Annotated in this window: 15 protein-coding genes; 7 read left to right on the top strand and 8 right to left on the bottom strand. The window is 57.8% G+C overall.

All coding sequences use genetic code 11. The features are described 5' to 3' along the window. Window positions 1-2 precede the first annotated feature (2 nt). Genes glgX through treZ form a run of 3 tightly spaced genes read right to left on the bottom strand, consistent with a single transcriptional unit; the run spans window position 3 to window position 6,346 of the window. Window positions 3-2,078, bottom strand: a complete 2,076-nt coding sequence (gene glgX / locus WM95_RS14375) for a glycogen debranching protein GlgX (protein WP_063409673.1) — start codon at window positions 2,076-2,078, stop codon at window positions 3-5. 15 nt (window positions 2,079-2,093) lie between these two features. Next, window positions 2,094-4,562 carry a malto-oligosyltrehalose synthase gene (treY, locus tag WM95_RS14370; RefSeq protein WP_063409674.1) on the bottom strand — a complete coding sequence of 823 codons (2,469 nt, stop codon included), beginning with the start codon at window positions 4,560-4,562 and terminating at the stop codon, window positions 2,094-2,096. After that, window positions 4,559-6,346: a malto-oligosyltrehalose trehalohydrolase gene (gene treZ / locus WM95_RS14365; protein WP_063409675.1), complete on the bottom strand. Its 1,788-nt coding sequence runs from the start codon at window positions 6,344-6,346 to the stop codon at window positions 4,559-4,561. The genes treY and treZ overlap by 4 nt, the downstream gene beginning before the upstream one ends. A gap of 132 nt (window positions 6,347-6,478) precedes the next feature. Here treZ and WM95_RS14360 point away from each other — a divergent pair, with 132 nt between their 5' ends. The 4 genes from WM95_RS14360 to WM95_RS14345 all read left to right on the top strand — a co-directional run bounded on the left by WM95_RS14360 (window position 6,479) and on the right by WM95_RS14345 (window position 9,889). Continuing rightward, window positions 6,479-7,006 carry a GNAT family N-acetyltransferase gene (locus tag WM95_RS14360; RefSeq protein WP_047741887.1) on the top strand — a complete coding sequence of 176 codons (528 nt, stop codon included), beginning with the start codon at window positions 6,479-6,481 and terminating at the stop codon, window positions 7,004-7,006. A gap of 86 nt (window positions 7,007-7,092) precedes the next feature. Beyond that, window positions 7,093-7,848 carry a 5'-nucleotidase, lipoprotein e(P4) family gene (locus WM95_RS14355; RefSeq protein ID WP_233101353.1) on the top strand — a complete coding sequence of 252 codons (756 nt, stop codon included), beginning with the start codon at window positions 7,093-7,095 and terminating at the stop codon, window positions 7,846-7,848. A gap of 141 nt (window positions 7,849-7,989) precedes the next feature. Continuing rightward, the gene (locus WM95_RS14350) at window positions 7,990-8,976 is read left to right on the top strand and encodes an MBL fold metallo-hydrolase (RefSeq protein ID WP_063409677.1); all 987 of its coding nucleotides are present in this window, start codon (window positions 7,990-7,992) and stop codon (window positions 8,974-8,976) included. Between the two features lies 1 nt (window position 8,977). Further along, entirely contained in the window at window positions 8,978-9,889 is a 912-nt protein-coding gene (locus WM95_RS14345) for a LysR family transcriptional regulator (RefSeq protein ID WP_088544816.1), read from the top strand. Here WM95_RS14345 and WM95_RS14340 read toward each other — a convergent pair. Then, on the bottom strand, window positions 9,880-10,764 hold the full coding sequence (locus WM95_RS14340; RefSeq protein ID WP_063409679.1) for a LysR substrate-binding domain-containing protein: 885 nt from the start codon (window positions 10,762-10,764) through the stop codon (window positions 9,880-9,882). The genes WM95_RS14345 and WM95_RS14340 overlap by 10 nt on opposite strands. A 112-nt stretch (window positions 10,765-10,876) precedes the next feature. Between WM95_RS14340 and WM95_RS14335 the strand changes: the two genes are divergently transcribed. Further along, entirely contained in the window at window positions 10,877-12,364 is a 1,488-nt protein-coding gene (locus WM95_RS14335; RefSeq protein WP_063409680.1) for a UbiD family decarboxylase, read from the top strand. Between the two features lie 62 nt (window positions 12,365-12,426). Here the strand turns inward: WM95_RS14335 and WM95_RS14330 are convergent, their stop codons facing one another. Beyond that, window positions 12,427-13,848, bottom strand: coding sequence for a hypothetical protein (locus WM95_RS14330; RefSeq protein WP_103791520.1), 1,422 nt, complete (start codon window positions 13,846-13,848; stop codon window positions 12,427-12,429). 221 nt (window positions 13,849-14,069) lie between these two features. Here WM95_RS14330 and WM95_RS14325 point away from each other — a divergent pair, with 221 nt between their 5' ends. Together WM95_RS14325 and WM95_RS14320 are read left to right on the top strand one after the other, a co-directional pair. Further along, window positions 14,070-14,357 (top strand): VF530 family DNA-binding protein, encoded by a 288-nt coding sequence (locus WM95_RS14325; protein ID WP_045399853.1) that lies wholly within the window; start codon window positions 14,070-14,072, stop codon window positions 14,355-14,357. Between the two features lie 7 nt (window positions 14,358-14,364). Further along, the gene (locus WM95_RS14320; protein ID WP_063409682.1) at window positions 14,365-15,657 is read left to right on the top strand and encodes a glycoside hydrolase family 10 protein; all 1,293 of its coding nucleotides are present in this window, start codon (window positions 14,365-14,367) and stop codon (window positions 15,655-15,657) included. A 41-nt stretch (window positions 15,658-15,698) separates the two neighbouring features. Here WM95_RS14320 and dsbG read toward each other — a convergent pair whose 3' ends face one another. The 3 genes from dsbG to WM95_RS14305 are packed head-to-tail and all read right to left on the bottom strand — an operon-like array spanning window position 15,699 to window position 19,142. Then, the gene (dsbG, locus tag WM95_RS14315) at window positions 15,699-16,457 is read right to left on the bottom strand and encodes a thiol:disulfide interchange protein DsbG (RefSeq protein WP_063409683.1); all 759 of its coding nucleotides are present in this window, start codon (window positions 16,455-16,457) and stop codon (window positions 15,699-15,701) included. Between the two features lie 41 nt (window positions 16,458-16,498). Further along, a complete protein-coding gene (locus WM95_RS14310; RefSeq protein WP_063409684.1) occupies window positions 16,499-17,110 on the bottom strand; it encodes a DsbA family protein in 612 nt (203 codons plus the stop codon). A 7-nt stretch (window positions 17,111-17,117) separates the two neighbouring features. Next, window positions 17,118-19,142 carry a protein-disulfide reductase DsbD family protein gene (locus tag WM95_RS14305; RefSeq protein WP_063409685.1) on the bottom strand — a complete coding sequence of 675 codons (2,025 nt, stop codon included), beginning with the start codon at window positions 19,140-19,142 and terminating at the stop codon, window positions 17,118-17,120. Window positions 19,143-19,144: the final 2 nt, after the last annotated feature.

Genomic DNA, 19,144 nt, shown 5'->3' with positions numbered 1-19,144 from the left:
GGCTAAGGACGTCTGAACAGCGTAATACTGCGTCCGGCCAGTTCGTACTCTACGGTTTCGGTGAACGCTGTCCCGGCGGCAGCGCCATCTGCCGTAGACAACTCCAGCACCCATCCCACTTCGCCAAACTGCGGGATCTGGAAAGGCACGGTGCCTTCAAACGGGTTGAACAGCATCAGCACGTCGTGCCAGATACCGTCCTCCTGCCGCAGATCCGGCCTGCTGATGGAGACCCCAAGCGTCGAGCCTTCGTCCCACTGCTCGGCCTGCTGCGGACCGCCTCCGGCATTGAACCAGCGGATCTCCAGCCCGTCGCGCCAGCTCTCACGGCGCAGCAGCGGCTGCTGAGCGCGCAGGGCAATCAACCGCCGGGTAAACTCGCGCAGCGCGGCGTCGTTTTCGGTTATTCCGTTCCAGTCGATCCACGAAATTTCGCTGTCCTGACAGTAGCCGTTGTTGTTGCCCTTCTGCGTGCGGCCAAACTCGTCCCCCGCCAGCAGCATCGGCGTGCCGTGGGAAAACAGCAGCGTGGTCAGGAAATTACGCTTCTGTCGTTCGCGGGTAGCAATAATATCCGGGTTCTCCGTCGGCCCTTCTTCGCCATAGTTGTACGAGCGATTGTCATTATGCCCGTCGTTATTGTCCTCACCGTTGTCGGCGTTGTGCTTCTCGTTGTACGACACCAGGTCATTCAGCGTAAAGCCGTCGTGAGCGGTGATGAAGTTAACGCTGGCCCACGGACGACGCCCGCGCAGATCGTACAGATCCCCGGAGCCCAGCAGGCGTGCGGCAAAGTCGGTGGAGACGTTATCGCCCTTCCAGTACTCGCGTACGGTATCGCGGTATTTGTCGTTCCATTCACCCCAGCCCGGCGGGAAACCGCCGACCTGATACCCGCCGGGACCGATATCCCAGGGTTCACCAATCAGCTTGAGTCTCGATAACACCGGATCCTGCGATATGGCGTCGAAGAAACCGCCGCGCGGGTCAAACCCTTCCGGCTCGCGGCCCAGTATCGTCCCCAGGTCGAAACGAAAACCGTCAATATGCATCGATTCCGCCCAGTAGCGCAGCGAATCCATCACCATCTGCAGCACGCGCGGGTGCGAGGTATTGACCGTATTTCCCGTCCCGGTGTCGTTGATGTAGTACCGATGCTGGTCCGGCAGGGTGCGGTAATAGCTGTAGTTATCAATCCCCTTAAACGAGAGCGTGGGGCCAAGCTCGTTCCCTTCCGCCGTGTGGTTGTACACCACGTCCAGAATGACCTCAATGCCCGCGTCATGATACGCGCGTACCATGTCGCGAAAGCCCTGGATCCCCGCCGGGCCGTAATAGCGCGACGCCGGGGCAAAAAAGCCGAGCGTGTTATAGCCCCAGAAGTTCTTCAGGCCGCGGTCGAGCAGGTGCTGGTCGTCGGGGAACCAGTGAACCGGCAGCAGCTCCACCGAGGTGATGCCAAGACTCTTGACGTAGTCGACCGAGGCTTTGTGTCCCATCCCCTCAAACGTCCCGCGCAGCTCGGGCGGGATGGCCGGGTTCATCTGGGTAAAGCCCTTCACGTGACTCTCATAGACGACGGTATGCGGCCAGGGCACGTTTGGCCGGCTGTTGTCCTGCCAGTCGAAAGCGTTCGGGTCGATGACCTTGCACTTCGGCGTGAACGGCGCGCTGTCGCGCGTATCAAAGCTCAAATCTAACTCGTCATGCCCCAGCTCATAGCCGAAATGGGCGTCGTTCCAGTCGATATCGCCCACCAGTTCTCGGGCGTAGGGGTCGATAAGCAGCTTGTGCGGGTTAAAGCGGTGACCGTTTTCCGGATCGTAGGGCCCATAGACGCGATAGCCGTACAGCGCCCCCGGTTTCAGGTCAGGTACATAGCCGTGCCAAACCTCATGGGTATATTCCGGCAGCTCCAGCCGGGCGATTTCCGTTTTTCCGGACGGGTCAAAAAGACAGAGCTCTACACGCTCGGCGTGAGCAGAGAACAGCGCGAAGTTAACCCCTTTTCCGTCATAATTCGCTCCCAACTGCTGACCATGACCGGCCCGAATTTCAAACGTTATATCCTTTGCCATTTTCGTTCTCCACGATTATTCGCAGGTAAGCAGAACCAGTACACATCCCTTTTCTGACGTTAAATCCAGCGTCTCTTGCAGAATGCGGCTTTCACCGCTGAACAGGTCCCGATAGCGCTTCCCGACCAGTTCGTCGGGTATCGCTACCGCGGTATTGACCCACAGCTGATGGTTATCGGTGACATCAAAAACCAGACGCGGCACGGCGACAATCAGCGCCTCCTCGTCCTTAACGCGCGCATAGACAATCAGATTCTCCTCGCGCTCGCCGGAGACCTTAAGCGGCAGCCAGTCGCCGTAGCGGAATAGCGCGTCGTAGTGTGGTCGAAGCCGCAGCAGCGTGGCGGTAACGAACTGCTTAACGCGCCCGTCTCGCCAGCAGGCCGGGTTGTCAAACACCGAGGCATCCGCCGCGCTGAGGTTGTGCACCAGCGCGTTGAAATCCGGCTCCCGTCGGTTATCCGGGTCGACGAGGCTAAAGTTAAGCGCCTCGCTGCCCTGATAGATATCCGGCACGCCGGGAGCCGTTAGCTTGATCACCGTCTGGCTGAGGCTGTTCATCAGCCCGGCCCGAATAAAGGGCTGCATCGCCTCGCTAAAATCCTGCAGGAACAGCGCGTTGTCCGGCGAAAGCAGGTGCCGCGCGTAGCTCAGCACCACGCTCTCATAGCTCTCGTTGCTGTCGATCCAGTCGGTGCGCTGTTTTGCCTCGCGCAGCGCTTTCTCGAGGAAGCCGTTAAAACGCGCTTCCAGTGATGCAAGCCCTTCAGCGTCGTCCGGAGACAGCGTGGCGGGCCAGACGCCCGCCAGCGCCTGATAGATCATCCAGGTATCGGCGGCGTTCGGCGCGGTGCCGTCATTGAGAAAACGTACCTGGGTCTGGTTCATCTGTCGCCAGCGGGCCAGGTTCTCACCCCAGCGTTCCGGCGCTTCCGTCAGGGTGTAGAGTCGCGCCCGGGCGTCTTCTCCGCGTTTGGTATCGTGCGTGGAGGTGCCCAGCAGCGCGTCGGGCTGTCGGGCCAGACGAATGCGCATCTCCTGGTGGAAGCGGGATAATGAAAACGCGCGCGGCGTCGGGTCGGCGCCCACTTCATTGAGCGCCAGCTCGAGGTTGTGGCGGAAGAACAGCGTATCTTCAACGGACTTCGCCATCAGCGGCCCGGTAAGCTGCTGGAAGCGGGTTCTGAAAAGCGCGGCGGACTCGCGACAATCTTCCGGCAGGTCGCCGGTAAGAATGCGCACAAGCAGGCTCAGCGCCGCTTCAGACGTCTCCACGTTGGCGACCACGCGGTTAAGCAGCACCACGTCAGGCGGGGTTAATCCCTCCCGGGTGCCGTAGGTGCGGTAGACCGGAAAGGCGATAAGCAGCTCGCGCAGCGCGTGGCGGATCTCCTCGCGCGGCAGCGCAACCTCATTGCGGCGGGCCAGATCGTCAGCAAGGTTAAGCAGCGTGGTGAACTCACCCTCAAAATTGCGATCGGTCATCAGACCCTTGGCATCGCGCAGTTCCGCGTGGCGATCGACCGTTATCCCCAGCGTTTCGTCGTGGATGGTCTCCAGGCGCGACAGGTTATCATCGTCGACCAGCACTTCCGCCAGCGAGGCGATAAACTCGTAGCCGGTGGTGCCGGATACCGGCCAGTCGGCGGGGAGCTGTTCTCCCTTCGCGAGAATTTTTTCAACCGTGATATAGCAGTCGGGCCCGGTTTTCTGCCGCAGGCGCTGCAGATAGCCCAGCGGATCGGCCAGGCCGTCGACGTGGTCAATGCGCAGACCGTCCACCACGCCGGCGTGAACCAGCTCCAGGATCAGCCGGTGCGTATCGTCGAATACCGCGTCATCTTCAACCCGAACGCCGACCAGCCCGGTGATCTCGAAGAAGCGCCGCCACGACAGCTGCTTCGGCGCTTCCCGCCAGGACATCAGCCGCCAGCTTTGCGCTTCATGTAGCTCAGCAATACTTTTCTCCTCGCTGTACGTGCCGGGGTTGAGCGGATACTCGGCGTCATAGTAAACCAGCGCGGCCTTGTTCGTGACAGGGTCACGTTTTAGGGCGATCGCCCCCTTCTCCAGCTCGGCCTCAAAGGTGTCGCCGAGAAACGGCAGCGTCAGCGGTCGCGACCGGTCGATATCGAAATAGCGGAAATAGCGGCTCTGCTGGCCGTATTCAATTACGTCCCGCCACCAGGCGTTTTCCAGCGAGGTGGACATATGGTTCGGGACAATATCCAGAATCAGCCCCATGCCGGCCTGCTTAAGCGCCGCGGCCATGCGGTCGAAACCGTCTCGTCCGCCGATCGCCGGGTCGATTTCATTCGGGTTGGTCACGTCATAGCCGTGGGTGGAACCCGCGGTGGCGGTAAACACGGGCGACGCGTAGAGGTGGCTGATGCCGAGATCTTTCAGGTAAGGCACCAGCGCCGCAGCGCGGTCGAAGGTCATGCCGTTACGAAACTGGATGCGGTACGTGGCGGAAGGGATCATAACGATGCTTCTCCATCAGCAAAGCGAACGACAATACCGTTCGGGGGTAACACGTCAGTGGCTTCAGGCCAGGCAAAGCGCGTCTCACCCGCGAGATCGGGCAGCGCGGCGGGCTTATTACCGATATTCAGCGCCAGAGAGAGCGTTCCCGACGGGAAATGCCAGCTCACTGCCACCATGCCGGGCGCGGTCTTGATTACCTTGCCCTCAACGGCGCCGCCATGACGCAGAAGCGGAACGATATGGCGATGGCGCAGCGTCAGCAGGTGGCGCGTGAAGCGCAGCCACGTTTTACCCTCGTCGGTGGCAATCTTATTCCAGTCGAGTTTTGAACGGATAAACGTGTTCAGGTCGTTCGGGTCCGGGACGGTTTCATCGTGCCCGGCATGGCCCGTAAACTCTTTCGCGCGCCCTTCCCGCACCGCCTTTGCCAGATCGCCGTGAAAATCGGTGAAGAACAGGAACGGATGCGTTTCCCCAAACTCCTCGCCCATAAACAGCAGCGGGATATGGGGAGAAAGCAGCAGCGCGGCAAGCAGCACCCGCGTCTTGTCGGCACCGGCCAGGGCGATCAGCCGCTCGCCCTGGGCGCGATTCCCGGTCTGATCGTGGTTCTGAATAAAATCGACGAAGAACTGCGGCGGCTGCGTCTGACACTCCACTCCGCGGGATTCGCCGGTTTGCAGCGAAATCTCGCCCTGGTAGACAAAGCCTTCCGCCAGCGCCCGGGCGAACTTTTTCTCCGGCTCAAAGGCAAAATCCTGGTAATACGCGTGGGTCTCGCCGGTAGCAAACACGTGGGCAGCGTTGTGGAAGTCATCATTCCACTCGGCGGTGAACAGCGGCGTGTTGCCCTGTTCATCGCGCGGATGCAGGAAAATCACGTTGCGGCTGTCTTCCGTGGTCAGGTGAACGTGGCGGTGCGGGATCGCCTCGCGGATTTTAGCGGCAATCTCCTCCAGAATGTGCGTCTCAGCGCTGTCTTTAATCTGGTCGATGGCGTCAAAGCGCAGGCCGTCCAGACGATACTCCGTCAGCCAGTATAGCGGCGCATCGGTGATGTACTGCCTCACCGGCTCGCGTTCGTAAGCGATGCCGTTGCCCCACGGCGTCATCCGATCTGCATCAAAGAACGCGGGCGACAGCAGAGGCAGATAGTTCCCCTCGGGGCCGAAGTGGTTAAGCACGATATCCAGCACCACGGAAAGCCCCAGCCCGTGCGCGGCGTCGATAAACGCGTGGAAATCCTCCGGCGTACCGTAGGCTGAGTGCGGGGCGTACAGCAGCACGCCGTCATACCCCCAGCCGCGGGTACCGCCAAACTGAGAGACGGGCATCACTTCAAGCTGGGTAATACCGAGCTCTGCCAGATACGGCAGCTTGTCGATTGCGGCCCGGAAGGTGCCCTCCGGGGTAAACGTGCCGATGTGCAGCTCGTAGATAACCGTGTCTTCCCACGGCCGCCCTGCCCAGTCCCGGTTGACCGGCTGATAGCGTTGGGGATCGATAACGATGGAGGGGCCGTTAACGTCGCCCTTTTGCGCGCGCGAGGCGGGATCGGGCACCGTCATGCCGTCCTGCAGAATAAATTGATATTCTGCACCGTGCGTGACGCCGGATATGTCTGCCTGAAACCAGCCGTCGCCAGCTGCCGTCATCGGCACGTCGGCGGCGGCCAGACGTAGCGTAAGTTCTTTCTGTCCTTCTGCCCAGACGCGAAAACGCACAACGTCATCGGAAATAAACTCAGCACCCCACTGCTTTTGAAATGTCCTGAATTCCATTCATTGTCCTCGAATGACCCACATTTTACGCGGAACGAAGTACAAGCTTAGTTCAGGATTAAAAGTGCGTGAGCCCAGCGGATTTAACCGCTTCGTCTATTCTTTATTAAATAACTCACTACCGGGAATACTATGCAGATTCGAAAAGGACTCAGTACCGACCTCACGCGCCTTGAATGCTGTGACTTTTCTTTCACCATTAGCCACATTGCGCGAGAGCCCTTTATCCACTGCGATTTGCATATCGAAGCCGTCGCCGTGCCCTGGATTAAAACCTACGAGCTCGATATCCAAACCCTTGAAAACCACTGCGTTAATCCGGACGCCATATTTCTTATTGCCGAAACGGAAGACGGGGAAATTGCGGGATTTATTACCGCGTCGATCGGCTGGAATAAGTTTATCTCGGTGGATTACATTGCTGTAGAGCGCACGAAACGCAGAACCGGCGCCGCGCAAAAATTAATGGCCGCCGCGCACGTGTGGGCCCGCAGCGTAAACGCGCCGGGATTACGGCTTGAAACACAAAATGTGAACGTTTCTGCCTGTCTGTTTTACCGCAACTACGGGTTTACCCTGGGCGGATACGATCGTTATCTCTACAACGCCTTACCGGAAAAGGACGAGATCGCCCTGTTCTGGTATTACATGCTGGTCTAACGGCGCGGCCTTCATATTTCTGTCATTGAATTTCATTACGCTTTCGGGATTTTAACCACGGTGTTGAGGAAAGAAGTGTGAATTCAATGGCTAAGGCATTACTGCTGGCATTACCTGTTTTGAGTGCAACGGCAACGGCAGCGGCGACGGCTGCCGGGCACGACCTGTGTGAACCGAAAGCGTACGAAATGGCGCTGCGCTACCAGCAGAAATCGGCAGAGATTATGGCCCTTCAGCTGCAAACCTATCGGTTTGCCACCGAGCGTTTCAACGAAAAGTTAAAGGATCTGAAAACGCCCGAAAACTACGCTGTGGTGATGGATCTCGATGAAACTGTGCTGGATAACACCCCTCTATTGGTGCGCGACGTGGAGCAGTGCCACGACTATACAAAATGGGACACCTGGAGCGACTGGGAAAAACAGGGAAAACCCGGCTTAATTCCGGGCGTGAAGGCGTTTCTTGACCATGTGAATCAAAGCAAGGTCCGGATCTACTACGTCTCGGACCGCATGCAGGAAAATAAAGCCGATACGCTCAGGACGTTAGAAGCTCTGGGACTTCCGCAGGTGTCCGATGAAAGCGTGCTTCTGGACACGGTCAGCAAGGAAGAGCGTCGCCAGAGCATCCTCAAAAAGCAGCAGATCGTCATGCTGTTCGGCGACAGCCTGCCGGATTTCGCCGTGCAGTTTAAAAATAAAAAGCCGAGCGAGCAGCAGCGTGAGCTGGTTGAGGCCAGCGCGGAACACTTCGGTAACGACTGGATTGTGCTGCCAAATGCCGCTTATGGCTCCTGGTCCAAAGCCACGCCGGACAGCTGGAACGCACCTCTGAAAAAATAACGTGTTACGAGCCGGGAAAGGCAGCATCGCCACCCGGCTTCTGCGCTGTGCTATCCACTGCGTTTATAGGTCCTATCATTTCTGGGCAGGTTCTTATAATTTTACGAAGAAGTAAGATGAGCGCTTTCAAAGGAGACTCGTATGCTTACCGTGAAAAAACTTGCTCTTTCTACGCTGATTTCCAGTTCATTGCTTTTCTACCCTGCGCTGCAGGCGGCGGCAGAGACGCCCCAGCACGTCGTTAAACAACCCGCGGGCGGATACAGCGTTCAGGTCGGCGACGTTCTGGTCACCTCGTTTACGGACGGGACCGTCGCGCAGGATCTGCACAAGCTGCTGCGCCGGACAACGCCGCAAAAAATCGATGCGCTGCTCGCGAAAAATTTCCAGACCAACCCGCCTGAAGTGTCCATTAACGCGTTCCTGATTGCGATGCCCGGGCATAAAATTCTGGTAGATACGGGCTCAGGCCAGCTCTTTGGCCCCGGCAACGGCGGACGTCTGATTGAGAGCCTCGCCACCCAGGGGGTTAAACCCGAGGACATTACTGAAGTCCTGCTGACCCACGCCCACTCCGATCACGCGGGCGGCCTGGTGAAAGACGGCAAGGTGGTGTTCAGCAACGCGCGCGTTTTCGTTGGTAAACCGGACGTCGACTTTTTCTTTAACGACGAGAATCAGAAAAAAACCGGCTACGGCAGGAACTACTTTGACGTCGCGCAGAAGACCTTAAAACCCTATCTTGACGCCGGTAAAGTGGTGCCTTTTAGCGGCACATCGGAGATTCTCCCGGGGCTGACCGGCACGGTTCATCCCGGCCATACGCCCGGCTCAGCCTTCTACACGCTGACGAGCAAAGGCGAGAAGATCACCTTTGTAGGCTACATCATTCATGCCGCGGCGGTACAGTTCCCGCAGCCTGACGTGACCATTACCTACGATGAAGATCAGAACAAAGCCGCAAGCGTGCGCGAACATGCGTTTGCCGACTTTGTGAAAAATAAAGACCTGGTCGCCGCGCCCCATCTGCCTTTCCCGGGTATCGGGTATGTCACCAAAGGCGAAAACGGCGGCTATGCCTGGGTCCCTGTGACCTATACCAACCGGGACGCCGGCAGCGCGAAATAAGATGACGCCCAGCTTTGACATGGACATCGACCTGATCCTGACCCTGGACGCCCTGCTTCAGGACAGGAATATCACCCATGCGGCCGCGCGGCTGGGCATCAGCCAGCCCGCGCTGTCCGCTCGTCTCGCGCGTCTGCGAACGCTGTTTGGCGAACCGCTGTTTATTCCTTCCCCACATGGACGTGGGATGCTGCCCACGCCGCGAGCGGAAGCGCTTAAGCCTCAGGTGGAGAGCGTGCTGCGCGGCATCAGCGCGCTGTTTGCCCCCACCACGTTTGATGCCCAGACCAGTACCCGGACCTTTGTTATCGCCCTGCACGAAAACCCGGCGCTAATGCTGGGCACCGGGCTGCTTAACCAGGTGGGTACCGAAGCTCCCGGTATCCGTATGCGCTTCGCCCTGCCACAGATGTCCGAACTGGCGCAGCAGCTGGAAAACGGAGATGTGGATATCTACATCGGCGTAAGCGCGGGCGCCCATGACGGCTGGGTGAGGCGCAAACTGCTCGACGATACGTTTGCCACCGCCCAGCGCAAAGGCCATCCGCGCGGGACCGGAGCGTTAGACCTGGAAAGCTACTGCGCGCTTTCTCATCTGGTGGTGTCATCGGCGGGAGATCCATTTACCGGCTTTGTCGATCAAACCCTGGCCGGGCTGGGCTACCAGCGGCACGTCGCGATGTCCACGCAGAGCTACGCCGTGGCGCCTGCGCTTGTCGCCGGTACCGACCTGGTGTGCACCCTGCCGGAACGGATGCTGAAACAGTTTGCCAGCACGCTGGATCTCTTTGCGCCGCCGCTGCCGCTCCAGCCGATTACCATCTACATGTACTGGCACCCGAAAAACAGCCAGGATCCGGCGAATGCCTGGCTGCGCGAGCAGCTGCTGCAGGCCGCCGGGCGTCAGGTCTGATCGAGGGTAATCAGGAATTTTTTAAGCACTTCTGAGCGAATAATCCGGTGGCAAACCAGCGTCAGCTCGCTTTCCCGGAGCCGGTCGAGGATGTCCACGTAAACCACGTTCTCTACGCTCACCGCCTTTGCCGACGCGGGCAGCAGCGCCAGCCCAAACCCCGCCGAGACCAGGCTTATCACCGTGGGCACGTCGGTCGCGTTTTGTACCACGTCCGGCTGAAAGCCCGCCCCGCTGCAGGCGTCATAAAAATACTGTTCCAGCCCCATTCCCTCCGGGTCGCGCAGGGAGATCCATTTTTCGTCCTTCACCGACGAAAGCGTCAGCGCGGAAGATCCCGCCAGCGGATGATGACGATAGAGCGCCAGCACCGTTTTCTCTGACGTGAACGGGCGGCTTTGCAGATCGTCAGGCAGCGACGGCAGCGGCGCCCGGATAATAGCCACATCGAGCTGGTTGCTCAGCACGGCCGCGTAGAGGGTCTGCACGTTTCCCGTCACCAGCGACATGGTAATGGCCGGCCAGCGCGTATGCATCTGGCGCAGCGCGGCGGGCAACCTGCCGTCAAACATCGCGCTCGACACGCACCCCAGGTTTAATACCCCCTGCTCGCCCCTTGCCGTTTGCCTGGCGTCCAGAACCGCCTGCTCGGTGAGGGAAATGGCGAGCCTGGCTTTCACCAGAAACGCTTCACCCGCGGGCGTCAGGGTTAAGCGGCGGTTCGCCCGGCTGAAAAGCGTGACGCCTAAACGTTCTTCCAGCGCCTTTATCTGCTGGCTCAGGGCCGGTTGCGCCATGTTCAGACGCTCAGCGGCCCGGTGCATGTGGAGCTCTTCGGCCACCACGATGAAATGGCGCATCTGACGAAACTGCACGGAACGCTTCCTTTTTTGATATGAATTTACTTATCAATTTAGCAGTAATGATGCAATTGATGCTATTGGTCATTGCCATAAAAATGGAGGTATTCAACCGAGGGAGGAAAATATGAAAAACCCGATCAACGATCTCCGCAGCGCCATCGCCCTGCTGCAGCGCCACGAAGGGCAATATATCGAAACCGATCGTCCGGTCGATCCCAACGCGGAGCTGGCGGGAGTCTACCGCCATATCGGCGCGGGCGGCACGGTAAAACGTCCCACCCGTACGGGCCCGGCCATGATGTTTAACAGCGTGAAGGGCTATCCGGGATCCCGCATCCTGGTGGGCATGCACGCCAGCCGCGAGCGCGCGGCGCTGCTTCTGGGCTGCGAGCCCTCTGAGCTGGCAAAACACGTCGGCCAGGCGGTGAAAAAGCCGGTTGCGCCGGTTGTCGTTCCAGCCTCGCAGGCGCCCTGCCAGGAACAGGTTTTCTACGCAAACGATCCTGACTTCGACCTGCGCAAGCTGCTTCCGGCACCGACAAACACGCCGATTGATGCCGGCCCGTTCTTCTGTCTGGGGCTGGTGCTGGCAAGCGATCCGGAAGACAGCTCGCTGACGGATGTCACCATTCACCGCCTCTGCGTCCAGGAGCGCGACGAGCTTTCCATGTTCCTTGCCGCCGGTCGCCACATTGAAGTCTTCCGCAAAAAGGCGGAAGAGGCCGGAAAACCGCTGCCGGTGACGATCAATATGGGTCTCGATCCCGCCATCTATATCGGCGCGTGCTTTGAGGCGCCGACCACGCCGTTTGGCTACAACGAGCTGGGCGTCGCCGGGGCGCTGCGCCAGCAGCCGGTCGAACTGGTGCAGGGCGTGGCGGTAAAAGAGAAAGCGATCGCGCGGGCGGAAATCATCATCGAGGGCGAACTGCTTCCGGGCGTGCGCGTAAGAGAAGATCAGCACACCAATACCGGCCACGCGATGCCGGAGTTCCCGGGCTACTGCGGCGAGGCGAACCCGTCCCTGCCCGTGATCAAAGTGAAAGCGGTGACCATGCGAAACCACGCGATCCTGCAAACGCTGGTGGGACCGGGAGAAGAGCATACCACCCTGGCCGGTTTACCGACGGAAGCCAGCATCCGCAATGCCGTTGAAGAGGCGATTCCGGGCTTCCTGCAAAACGTCTATGCGCATACCGCAGGTGGCGGTAAATTCCTCGGGATCCTGCAGGTGAAAAAGCGCCAGCCGTCAGACGAAGGACGTCAGGGCCAGGCGGCGCTGATTGCCTTAGCCACCTATTCGGAGCTGAAGAACATCATTCTTGTCGACGAAGACGTGGATATTTTCGACAGCGACGATATCCTGTGGGCGATGACCACCCGCATGCAGGGCGATGTCAGCATCACCAATATTCCGGGGATCCGCGGCCACCAGCTGGATCCGTCCCAGTCGCCGGATTACAGCACTTCGATTCGCGGAAACGGCATTTCCTGCAAAACTATCTTTGACTGCACGGTGCCGTGGGCGCTGAAGGAACGCTTCGAGCGCGCGCCGTTTATGGAAGTGGATCCGCGTCCGTGGGCGCCGGAGCTTTTTACCCAGACAAAATAACCGCTTGATAGCTTAAGGCCGCGCATCAGCGCGGCCTTTCTGTCCCATTACTGCTGTTCAGGTCAGGGCTTCATTTTATTCTTTCTTTGTTTTTTCTCCCAAGGGTCATCATGACCGGGTGCTGGCGCTTCACGCACCAGGCCGCCCCATGGAGATCGATGCTTTCTTACTGATTCGGATAATGCTTTTTCTAACCGTTCATCTTCCTGACAAAAATCATTAGCCATTTTCGGCAACCCGAGATACTCAGAGAAGAGATGTAAGGTTTCTTCATAAGGAAGTTTCTTCTTCAGCAAAGGTGTTAAAAACGAAATAATCTTGCGCGATGAGTTAGAACGCTTTAACAAATAAGATAATTCCTTTTCAATTTTCTCAACCGCGGGAAGCTCATTATTTTCCATTAGCGCACTGTCAATTATCTCTTTCAGAGCCAAGTACTCCCCAACACTCCTCACTGAACTTTTATTTAAGTTAAAGTACTTTTCCGGAATACCGAGTTGAACACCATCAAAATGATGGGTGCTGATAAAAATCCATTCTTCCATGCCAGCGACTTTAAATACCCCCGCAGGATTGTCCTCTACGAGGGTTTCAAAAAGATTGATTAATGCTATTTTAGTGAGAAGAACACATACAGCATGATTTAGTATAATTGACCGGGGGTGCACTGGGTCAGGATCCACAACGTTCACCGAAATTTCTTTTCCTGTATCCATAGACGCATGCGTACAGACGAAGGTACTGACAGGGATGGGTTGTTTACCTTTCCAGCCAACCGCAGTCACGCTTTCTAGCTGTGCAATGCCCTCTTCTATCCTTTGCCATCTGCTGGAGCTTTCACCTCCTTTGCTTTCAAAAGTATGCCACTCACCCTGAGTTGTCTCGATGAAGTAATCAGGGGTGGTCTTTATGTCCTTTTTTCGCATAAAGCTCAGTGAAGCTTTTTCCGCAAGTCCTGCATGAATAAAATGTTTTATTTTTTCATGTCTGGAGCTTAACCAGAAAGTTGCAGACTGATAACAAAAAAATCCGCCAATGATAAAGGAAATAGTAGATTTTTCTGAACTTTCTACACACTGAAAGAAATTCTTAACTTTAAACGAACGACTATTACTAATACCAATACAAGCACTGGCCAGTTTCAACCTCGCAATCGTATATCGCCCAATACCTCTTCGGATTTGCGCATTTAATACACTTTCTGCAGTCCAGTTTATACATTGCGCATATCCACATTCTAACGCGCCAGGAATAGCATACAGATGAGTTTTGGCGACAAGAGTATCTACAGGTGTCGACATGTTCTTTGGCGGGACATAATCAATACAGACATCACTGTATGACGGGTTATTTTTCTTTTTTGTATAACCTTTATGCTGACAGAGTGAATTATACAACTTAATTTTTTCTATATTGACGTTCCTGATCTGGACAAGCTGAGGCGAAACCTTCAGATACGTAAATTTATTGCCGTTGTTGCTCATAATCATTTTTCTCGTGAAAGGTTAGAATCTTAGAACGTTTAGCTCCGGACGCTATTATACGTACATGCACAACACGCTTAACGCATAAATAAGGTGGGTTTACTTCTTCACAGTCACCCTGGATGCATATCCCATCTGGATTGCATTGCCGCTTCCCCTGCTTTCTTGTACCCTTTCACCGGAAACCCTGCCCCCACTAACATTGAGACATCCGGACACCTATGACTGCACATATTTCCAAAGATCCTTTGCATGGCGTAACGCTGGAGATGATGGTCAATGCCCTGGTGGCAAAATATGGCTGGAGCGAACTGGGCGACCGAATCAAAATTAACTGTTTCAGAAAAGATCCCAGCGTTAAATCGAGCCTGAAATTTCTGCGCCGCACCCCGTGGGCGCGCGCGGAAGTGGAAGCCCTGTATCTGGACTCCCTCAACGATGAGGTAAGCACAGAACAGGCGGAGCCCGCCTTTAATCCCTGGGCCAACAGTCGGATTATCAAGAGCTAATACGCAAATGACGCGACACGTAAAACGGATTGGTGCGCTGGCTGCCTGCGCGCTTTTACTTGTGAGCTGCTCCTCAAAACCACCCAAATCACTGGTTACCCCTCTCCCCAACGTCAGTAAACCGACGCAGCAGGCAAACGAGCCGATGCGCGGGATCTGGCTGGCAACCGTCTCTCGTCTCGACTGGCCTCCAGTAGCCTCGGTGAACGGCCGCAGCGCTGAACAGCGCATCGCGATGCAGAAGCAGGCGCTGATCGGCAAGCTCGACAATCTTAAGCACCTCGGTATTAACACGGTGTTTTTCCAGGTGAAGCCGGACAGCACGGCCCTCTGGTCATCAAAAATTTTGCCGTGGTCGGATATGCTGACGGGCAACATCGGCGAATATCCGGGATACGATCCGCTGCAGTTTATGCTGGATGAAGCGCACAAGCGCGGCATGAAGGTCCATGCCTGGTTCAACCCGTACCGCGTGTCGACCAACACCAAACCGTCAACCATCGCCGCCCTGAACCGGACTTCCTATCAGACCCCGTCCAGCGTCTATGTCCAGCACCCTGAGTGGGTGCGCATCTCGGGTGACCGCTTTGTTCTCGACCCCGGCATTCCGGAAGTGCGCGACTGGATAACCAAAGTGGTGACCGAAGTGGTGGCGAATTACGCGGTAGACGGCGTGCAGTTCGATGATTACTTTTACGCCGAATCGCCGGGGTCCGCGCTGAATGACGCACAGACCTGGCGGCAGTACGGTCAGGGATTTGCCTCAAAGGCCGACTGGCGTAGACACAACACGCAGCAGCTGATCGTGCAGGTTTCCCGCGCGATTAAACAGACTAAGCCCGAGGTTGAGTTTGGCGTCAGCCCGGCGGGCGTGTGGCGTAACCGCTCCTTTGACCCGGCAGGCTCGGACACCCGCGGCGCCGCGGCCTACGATGAATCCTACGCCGATACGCGTCAGTGGGTTCAGCAGGGCCTGCTCGACTACATCGCTCCGCAGATTTACTGGCCCTTCTCCCGGGACGCCGCGCGCTACGACGTGCTGACCAAATGGTGGGCCGACGTCGTTAAGCCGACCCACACTCGCCTGTATATCGGCATTGCGTTCTACAAGGTGGGCGAGCCGTCGAGAAACGAACCGGACTGGACGGTTCAGGGCGGCGTGCCGGAGCTGAAAAAACAGCTCGATCTCAACGATTCGCTGCCCAACGTGAACGGCACCATCCTGTTCCGGGAAGATTACCTGAACCAGCCGCAGACCCAGCAGGCGGTAAACTACCTCCGAGGACGCTGGGGTAGCTGATTGATGACCAGGCAGAAACATCCCGTTTCTGCCTGTTTTTTTTACGGCTTCGGCCCGAACATCGCCTCAAGCTGCTGCGCATCCGGCATACCGACCACCTGCTGCAGCTCATTTTCCGCACTCAGATAGTAAATGGCCGGCGTGGCGTTAGCGCCCAGGCTGTCCATCAGCGTCTGGTGCTTCTGCAGGATCTCAACCGTCTCACGGGAAGCCTCGCCCTCTGGCTTCGGTAATTTTTTCCCACCGGAAAGCTCGTATTCGCGCCACGCCGAAACCGGATCTTTCGCATTCAGAATCGCCGAGGCGTTACGCCCGCTGTTGGGGTTGAGAAACGCCACCAGCAGCGTGTTGAGCTGCACCTTGCCCGCCTTCACCCACGGCTGCGCTTCGGCCCAGAACTGCTTGCAGTACGGACAGAACGGATCGGCGAAAACAAAGACTTTACGCGGGGCGTTATCCGCCCCTTCCTTCAGGGGATGCGCCGCGTTGAGGTTCTTCCACATTTCGCGTCCCATCGGGGCGTAGATCTCTTTCTGGAAATAGCCTTCGCTGAGGTTTTTTCCTTTGTCATCGTACAGATAGCCTGAAATGACGTGCTTGCCGTCCGGGGTTAAAAAGAGCGTCACGCCCATGTCCTGATACTGCCCCAGCCAGGCGGGCGCGCCGCCGGGCGCATCCAGCTTCTTGATGATTTTAATGTTCTGCTGCTCGCCGAAGTGCTTCACCACGTCCGGTATGGCTTCAGCGGCCTGCACCAGCCCTGACGTCGCCAGCGCTGAAAGTAACAGTAATTTTTTCATTTCCCTCTCCGGTTTGTCGGGGGCATTCAGCCCCCTTCAGGTTAGCGCTTTTTCAGTGCGTCACTGACCATTTCGTCGAACTGTTCAAACGGCACCCAGCCGGGCAGCAGTCCCTCGCCGATGAGCGTGGCGGGCGTGCCTTGGATCCCCATTTTTTCCGCGACGATCAGGCTGCGCTTGATCGTCATCAGGCTCTCGTCATCCGGCGCGGTGACGCTCACGCCCGCCCGCTTCTGCGCCTCCTGAATGCTGTCGTCATCGTGGTAGCCCTTCTTCGCCATCAGAGTGTGGTTAAGCTTCATAAACTGCCCCGGATCCTGACGCCAGAGCGTTAACGCATCGCGCGCCGCGGTTAGCGAACTTTCCGAGCGGAAAGGTAAAAATTTAAAGACCACCGCGACGTCCGGATGCTTTTCGACGATCTTCTCCAGGTACGGATCGAATTTTTTACAGTACGGGCAGTTGTAGTCGGTAAACACCACCAGGGTGAGCTTTGGGTTTTTCGCGCCGATGCGCGGGGAGTTCGGATCGTTAAACAGGAAATCAGCGATCATCTTCTGCGCACGCTGCTCCTGGTCCGGCGTCAGCGGCTGGGCAGCGAACACCTGAACCGGGGCCAGCAGGAGCAGAAGCGTAATAAGGATTTTTTTCATAACACAGTTAGCCTTTTGCGTTGTTCAGGGTGGTGATGAGGGTGCGCTTGTCCAGCAGCGGCGAGAGGATTTCGCCGTCAGACAGGCCGGGGCCATACACCGCGTTAAACGGAATAGCGTAACGGTTTCGCTTCGCCAGAAAATCCGCGATAAACGCGGACGGCTGGCTCCAGTCTCCGCGCAGGGCCACCACGTCCGGCTGGCGCAGCGCGGCAATGACGTCCGGCTGATTCAGCACCCGATGCTCGTTAACTTTGCAGGTCACGCACCAGTCCGCCGAGATATCCACAAACACCCGCTTCCCCTGCGCCAGCGCCTGCTGGATGGCCTCCTCGCTGAGCGGCTGCCACGGGATGGACTGAGCGGCATTCTGCGCCGGAGCGTCAGGCGGCGCGTTAAGCAGGCCGCGCGCCTGATACCCGCCGAGCGCCGACAGCGAGATAATCACGAGCCAGAACAGCGGTGAGGTTTTTTGCCCCTTCAGGGCTAACAGCGCGAGCGCGACGGCGATGAGCACCAGCATCACAATCTGGCTGACCGCCTCGCCCAGATGCACGCTTAACAATGTCGCCAGCCACAGGCTGGAGGCGAGCATCATCAGGCCCAGAACGACTTTTAGCGTATTCATCCAGCGGCCGGGTTTCGGCAGCAGCATGGCCGTTTTCGGCACCAGAGCGACAAACAGCCACGGCAGGCTCATGCCCACGCCGAGCATCAGGAAGATCAGCCACAGGGAGTGCAGCGGTGCGCCAAGGGCAAAGGCGACCGCCGTACCGAGGAACGGCGCGGAGCACGGCGTCGCCAGCAGCGTGGCGAACATCCCTTCGCAGAAGCTGCCGCCAATCCCCGCGCCACCTGCCGTAGCCAACCGTCCCGTAGCGGCGGAAGGCAACAGCATCTCAAACACGCCAAACAGGTTCAGCGCAAACAGGAAGGTGACGGCGACCATCAGGCCGATAAACCACGGGTTCTGGAACTGAATACCCCACCCCAGCGACGCCCCGGCCAGCTTCAGCGCGGTCACCATTCCCGCCAGCAGCATAAAGGAGGTGAGGATCCCGGCGCTGGTGGCCAGAAAGCGCAGCCTGATGGCGCGCCTGTCCGATCCCGCCTGCAGGATGCTGTTAAGCTTCATCCCCATGACCGGCAGCACGCAGGGCATCAGGTTGAGGATCAGCCCGCCCAGCAGCGCAAAGAGCACCATTTTGCCCGTCCCTTCAGGCGCAGAGGGCGCTACGGGCGTCGCGCCAACGCTCATGGTGGTTTGCTGCGCGTGACCACCACTGGTCAGCACAAACGACAGCCTCTTGCCCTCCAGCGAGGCGGGCTTGTCTCCCCATTCGTCGGTCACGGGTACCGTCACCCGAAGCGTATTGCCGTCGTGTTTGATGACCGGCTCGCCGGGAAGAATGTCATCCTCCAGCGGGTCAAAGTAGATCCCCGGGTTATCCCACTTCCCGTCCGTCGTGCCGGTAATCACCAGCTTGTCGCCAGCGAGCCAGGCGGAGAGATCCGCGGATACGCCTGACGTACCGGGCACGGCACGCATCGCCTGCTCGAACTCGCTGCGGAAGCCTTCGTCCACCGGCTGTGTAAAATCGAGATGCAGCGGGTAGTCCGTCAGCAGGCAGACGTTACTGCACGTCGAGAGCGTGAGCGTCCCGTCGAGCGTGTCGCCCTTCACCCCGTCGAGCGTAATCGGGATAGTGACCTTATCGTGATAGCCCTGCGTGGTCATGCCGGAGATATCGAAGCGCGACGGGACCGGCCAGGACCAGCTATCCGTTACGCCTTCCGGCCAGCTGATTTTTGGCGCGACGCCGCCCTCGCCCGGCGATCGCCAGTAGGTTTTCCAGCCGGGCTTTAGCTCAACGGTGAGCAGGCCTTTAACGTGCGTTTGCTCCCTCTCCGCCTGAAAGCGGATGCGGGCGTGATCGTTTTGTGGGGAAACCTGCCAGCCGGTGTCTGCCGCATGGACAATGCCGATGCAGGATAGCCACAGGAAGACGAATCCCCTGAAGAGGTTAACCATGT

It is taken from the genome of Enterobacter cloacae complex sp. ECNIH7 (genome assembly GCF_002208095.1).
Classification (GTDB): domain Bacteria; phylum Pseudomonadota; class Gammaproteobacteria; order Enterobacterales; family Enterobacteriaceae; genus Enterobacter; species Enterobacter cloacae_M.
This window is presented reverse-complemented; position numbering and strand designations above follow the sequence as displayed.

What these genes read in the sequence shown, in the direction of transcription:
- glgX (WP_063409673.1), bottom strand. Translation starts at nt 2,078, where the DNA reads ATGGCAAAGGATATAACGTTTGAAATTCGGGCCGGTCATGGTCAGCAG.
- treY (WP_063409674.1), bottom strand. Translation starts at nt 4,562, where the DNA reads ATGATCCCTTCCGCCACGTACCGCATCCAGTTTCGTAACGGCATGACC.
- treZ (WP_063409675.1), bottom strand. Translation starts at nt 6,346, where the DNA reads ATGGAATTCAGGACATTTCAAAAGCAGTGGGGTGCTGAGTTTATTTCC.
- WM95_RS14360 (WP_047741887.1), top strand. Translation starts at nt 6,479, where the DNA reads ATGCAGATTCGAAAAGGACTCAGTACCGACCTCACGCGCCTTGAATGC.
- WM95_RS14355 (WP_233101353.1), top strand. Translation starts at nt 7,093, where the DNA reads ATGGCTAAGGCATTACTGCTGGCATTACCTGTTTTGAGTGCAACGGCA.
- WM95_RS14350 (WP_063409677.1), top strand. Translation starts at nt 7,990, where the DNA reads ATGCTTACCGTGAAAAAACTTGCTCTTTCTACGCTGATTTCCAGTTCA.
- WM95_RS14345 (WP_088544816.1), top strand. Translation starts at nt 8,978, where the DNA reads ATGACGCCCAGCTTTGACATGGACATCGACCTGATCCTGACCCTGGAC.
- WM95_RS14335 (WP_063409680.1), top strand. Translation starts at nt 10,877, where the DNA reads ATGAAAAACCCGATCAACGATCTCCGCAGCGCCATCGCCCTGCTGCAG.
- WM95_RS14330 (WP_103791520.1), bottom strand. Translation starts at nt 13,848, where the DNA reads ATGAGCAACAACGGCAATAAATTTACGTATCTGAAGGTTTCGCCTCAG.
- WM95_RS14325 (WP_045399853.1), top strand. Translation starts at nt 14,070, where the DNA reads ATGACTGCACATATTTCCAAAGATCCTTTGCATGGCGTAACGCTGGAG.
- WM95_RS14320 (WP_063409682.1), top strand. Translation starts at nt 14,365, where the DNA reads ATGACGCGACACGTAAAACGGATTGGTGCGCTGGCTGCCTGCGCGCTT.
- dsbG (WP_063409683.1), bottom strand. Translation starts at nt 16,457, where the DNA reads ATGAAAAAATTACTGTTACTTTCAGCGCTGGCGACGTCAGGGCTGGTG.
- WM95_RS14310 (WP_063409684.1), bottom strand. Translation starts at nt 17,110, where the DNA reads ATGAAAAAAATCCTTATTACGCTTCTGCTCCTGCTGGCCCCGGTTCAG.
- WM95_RS14305 (WP_063409685.1), bottom strand. Translation starts at nt 19,142, where the DNA reads ATGGTTAACCTCTTCAGGGGATTCGTCTTCCTGTGGCTATCCTGCATC.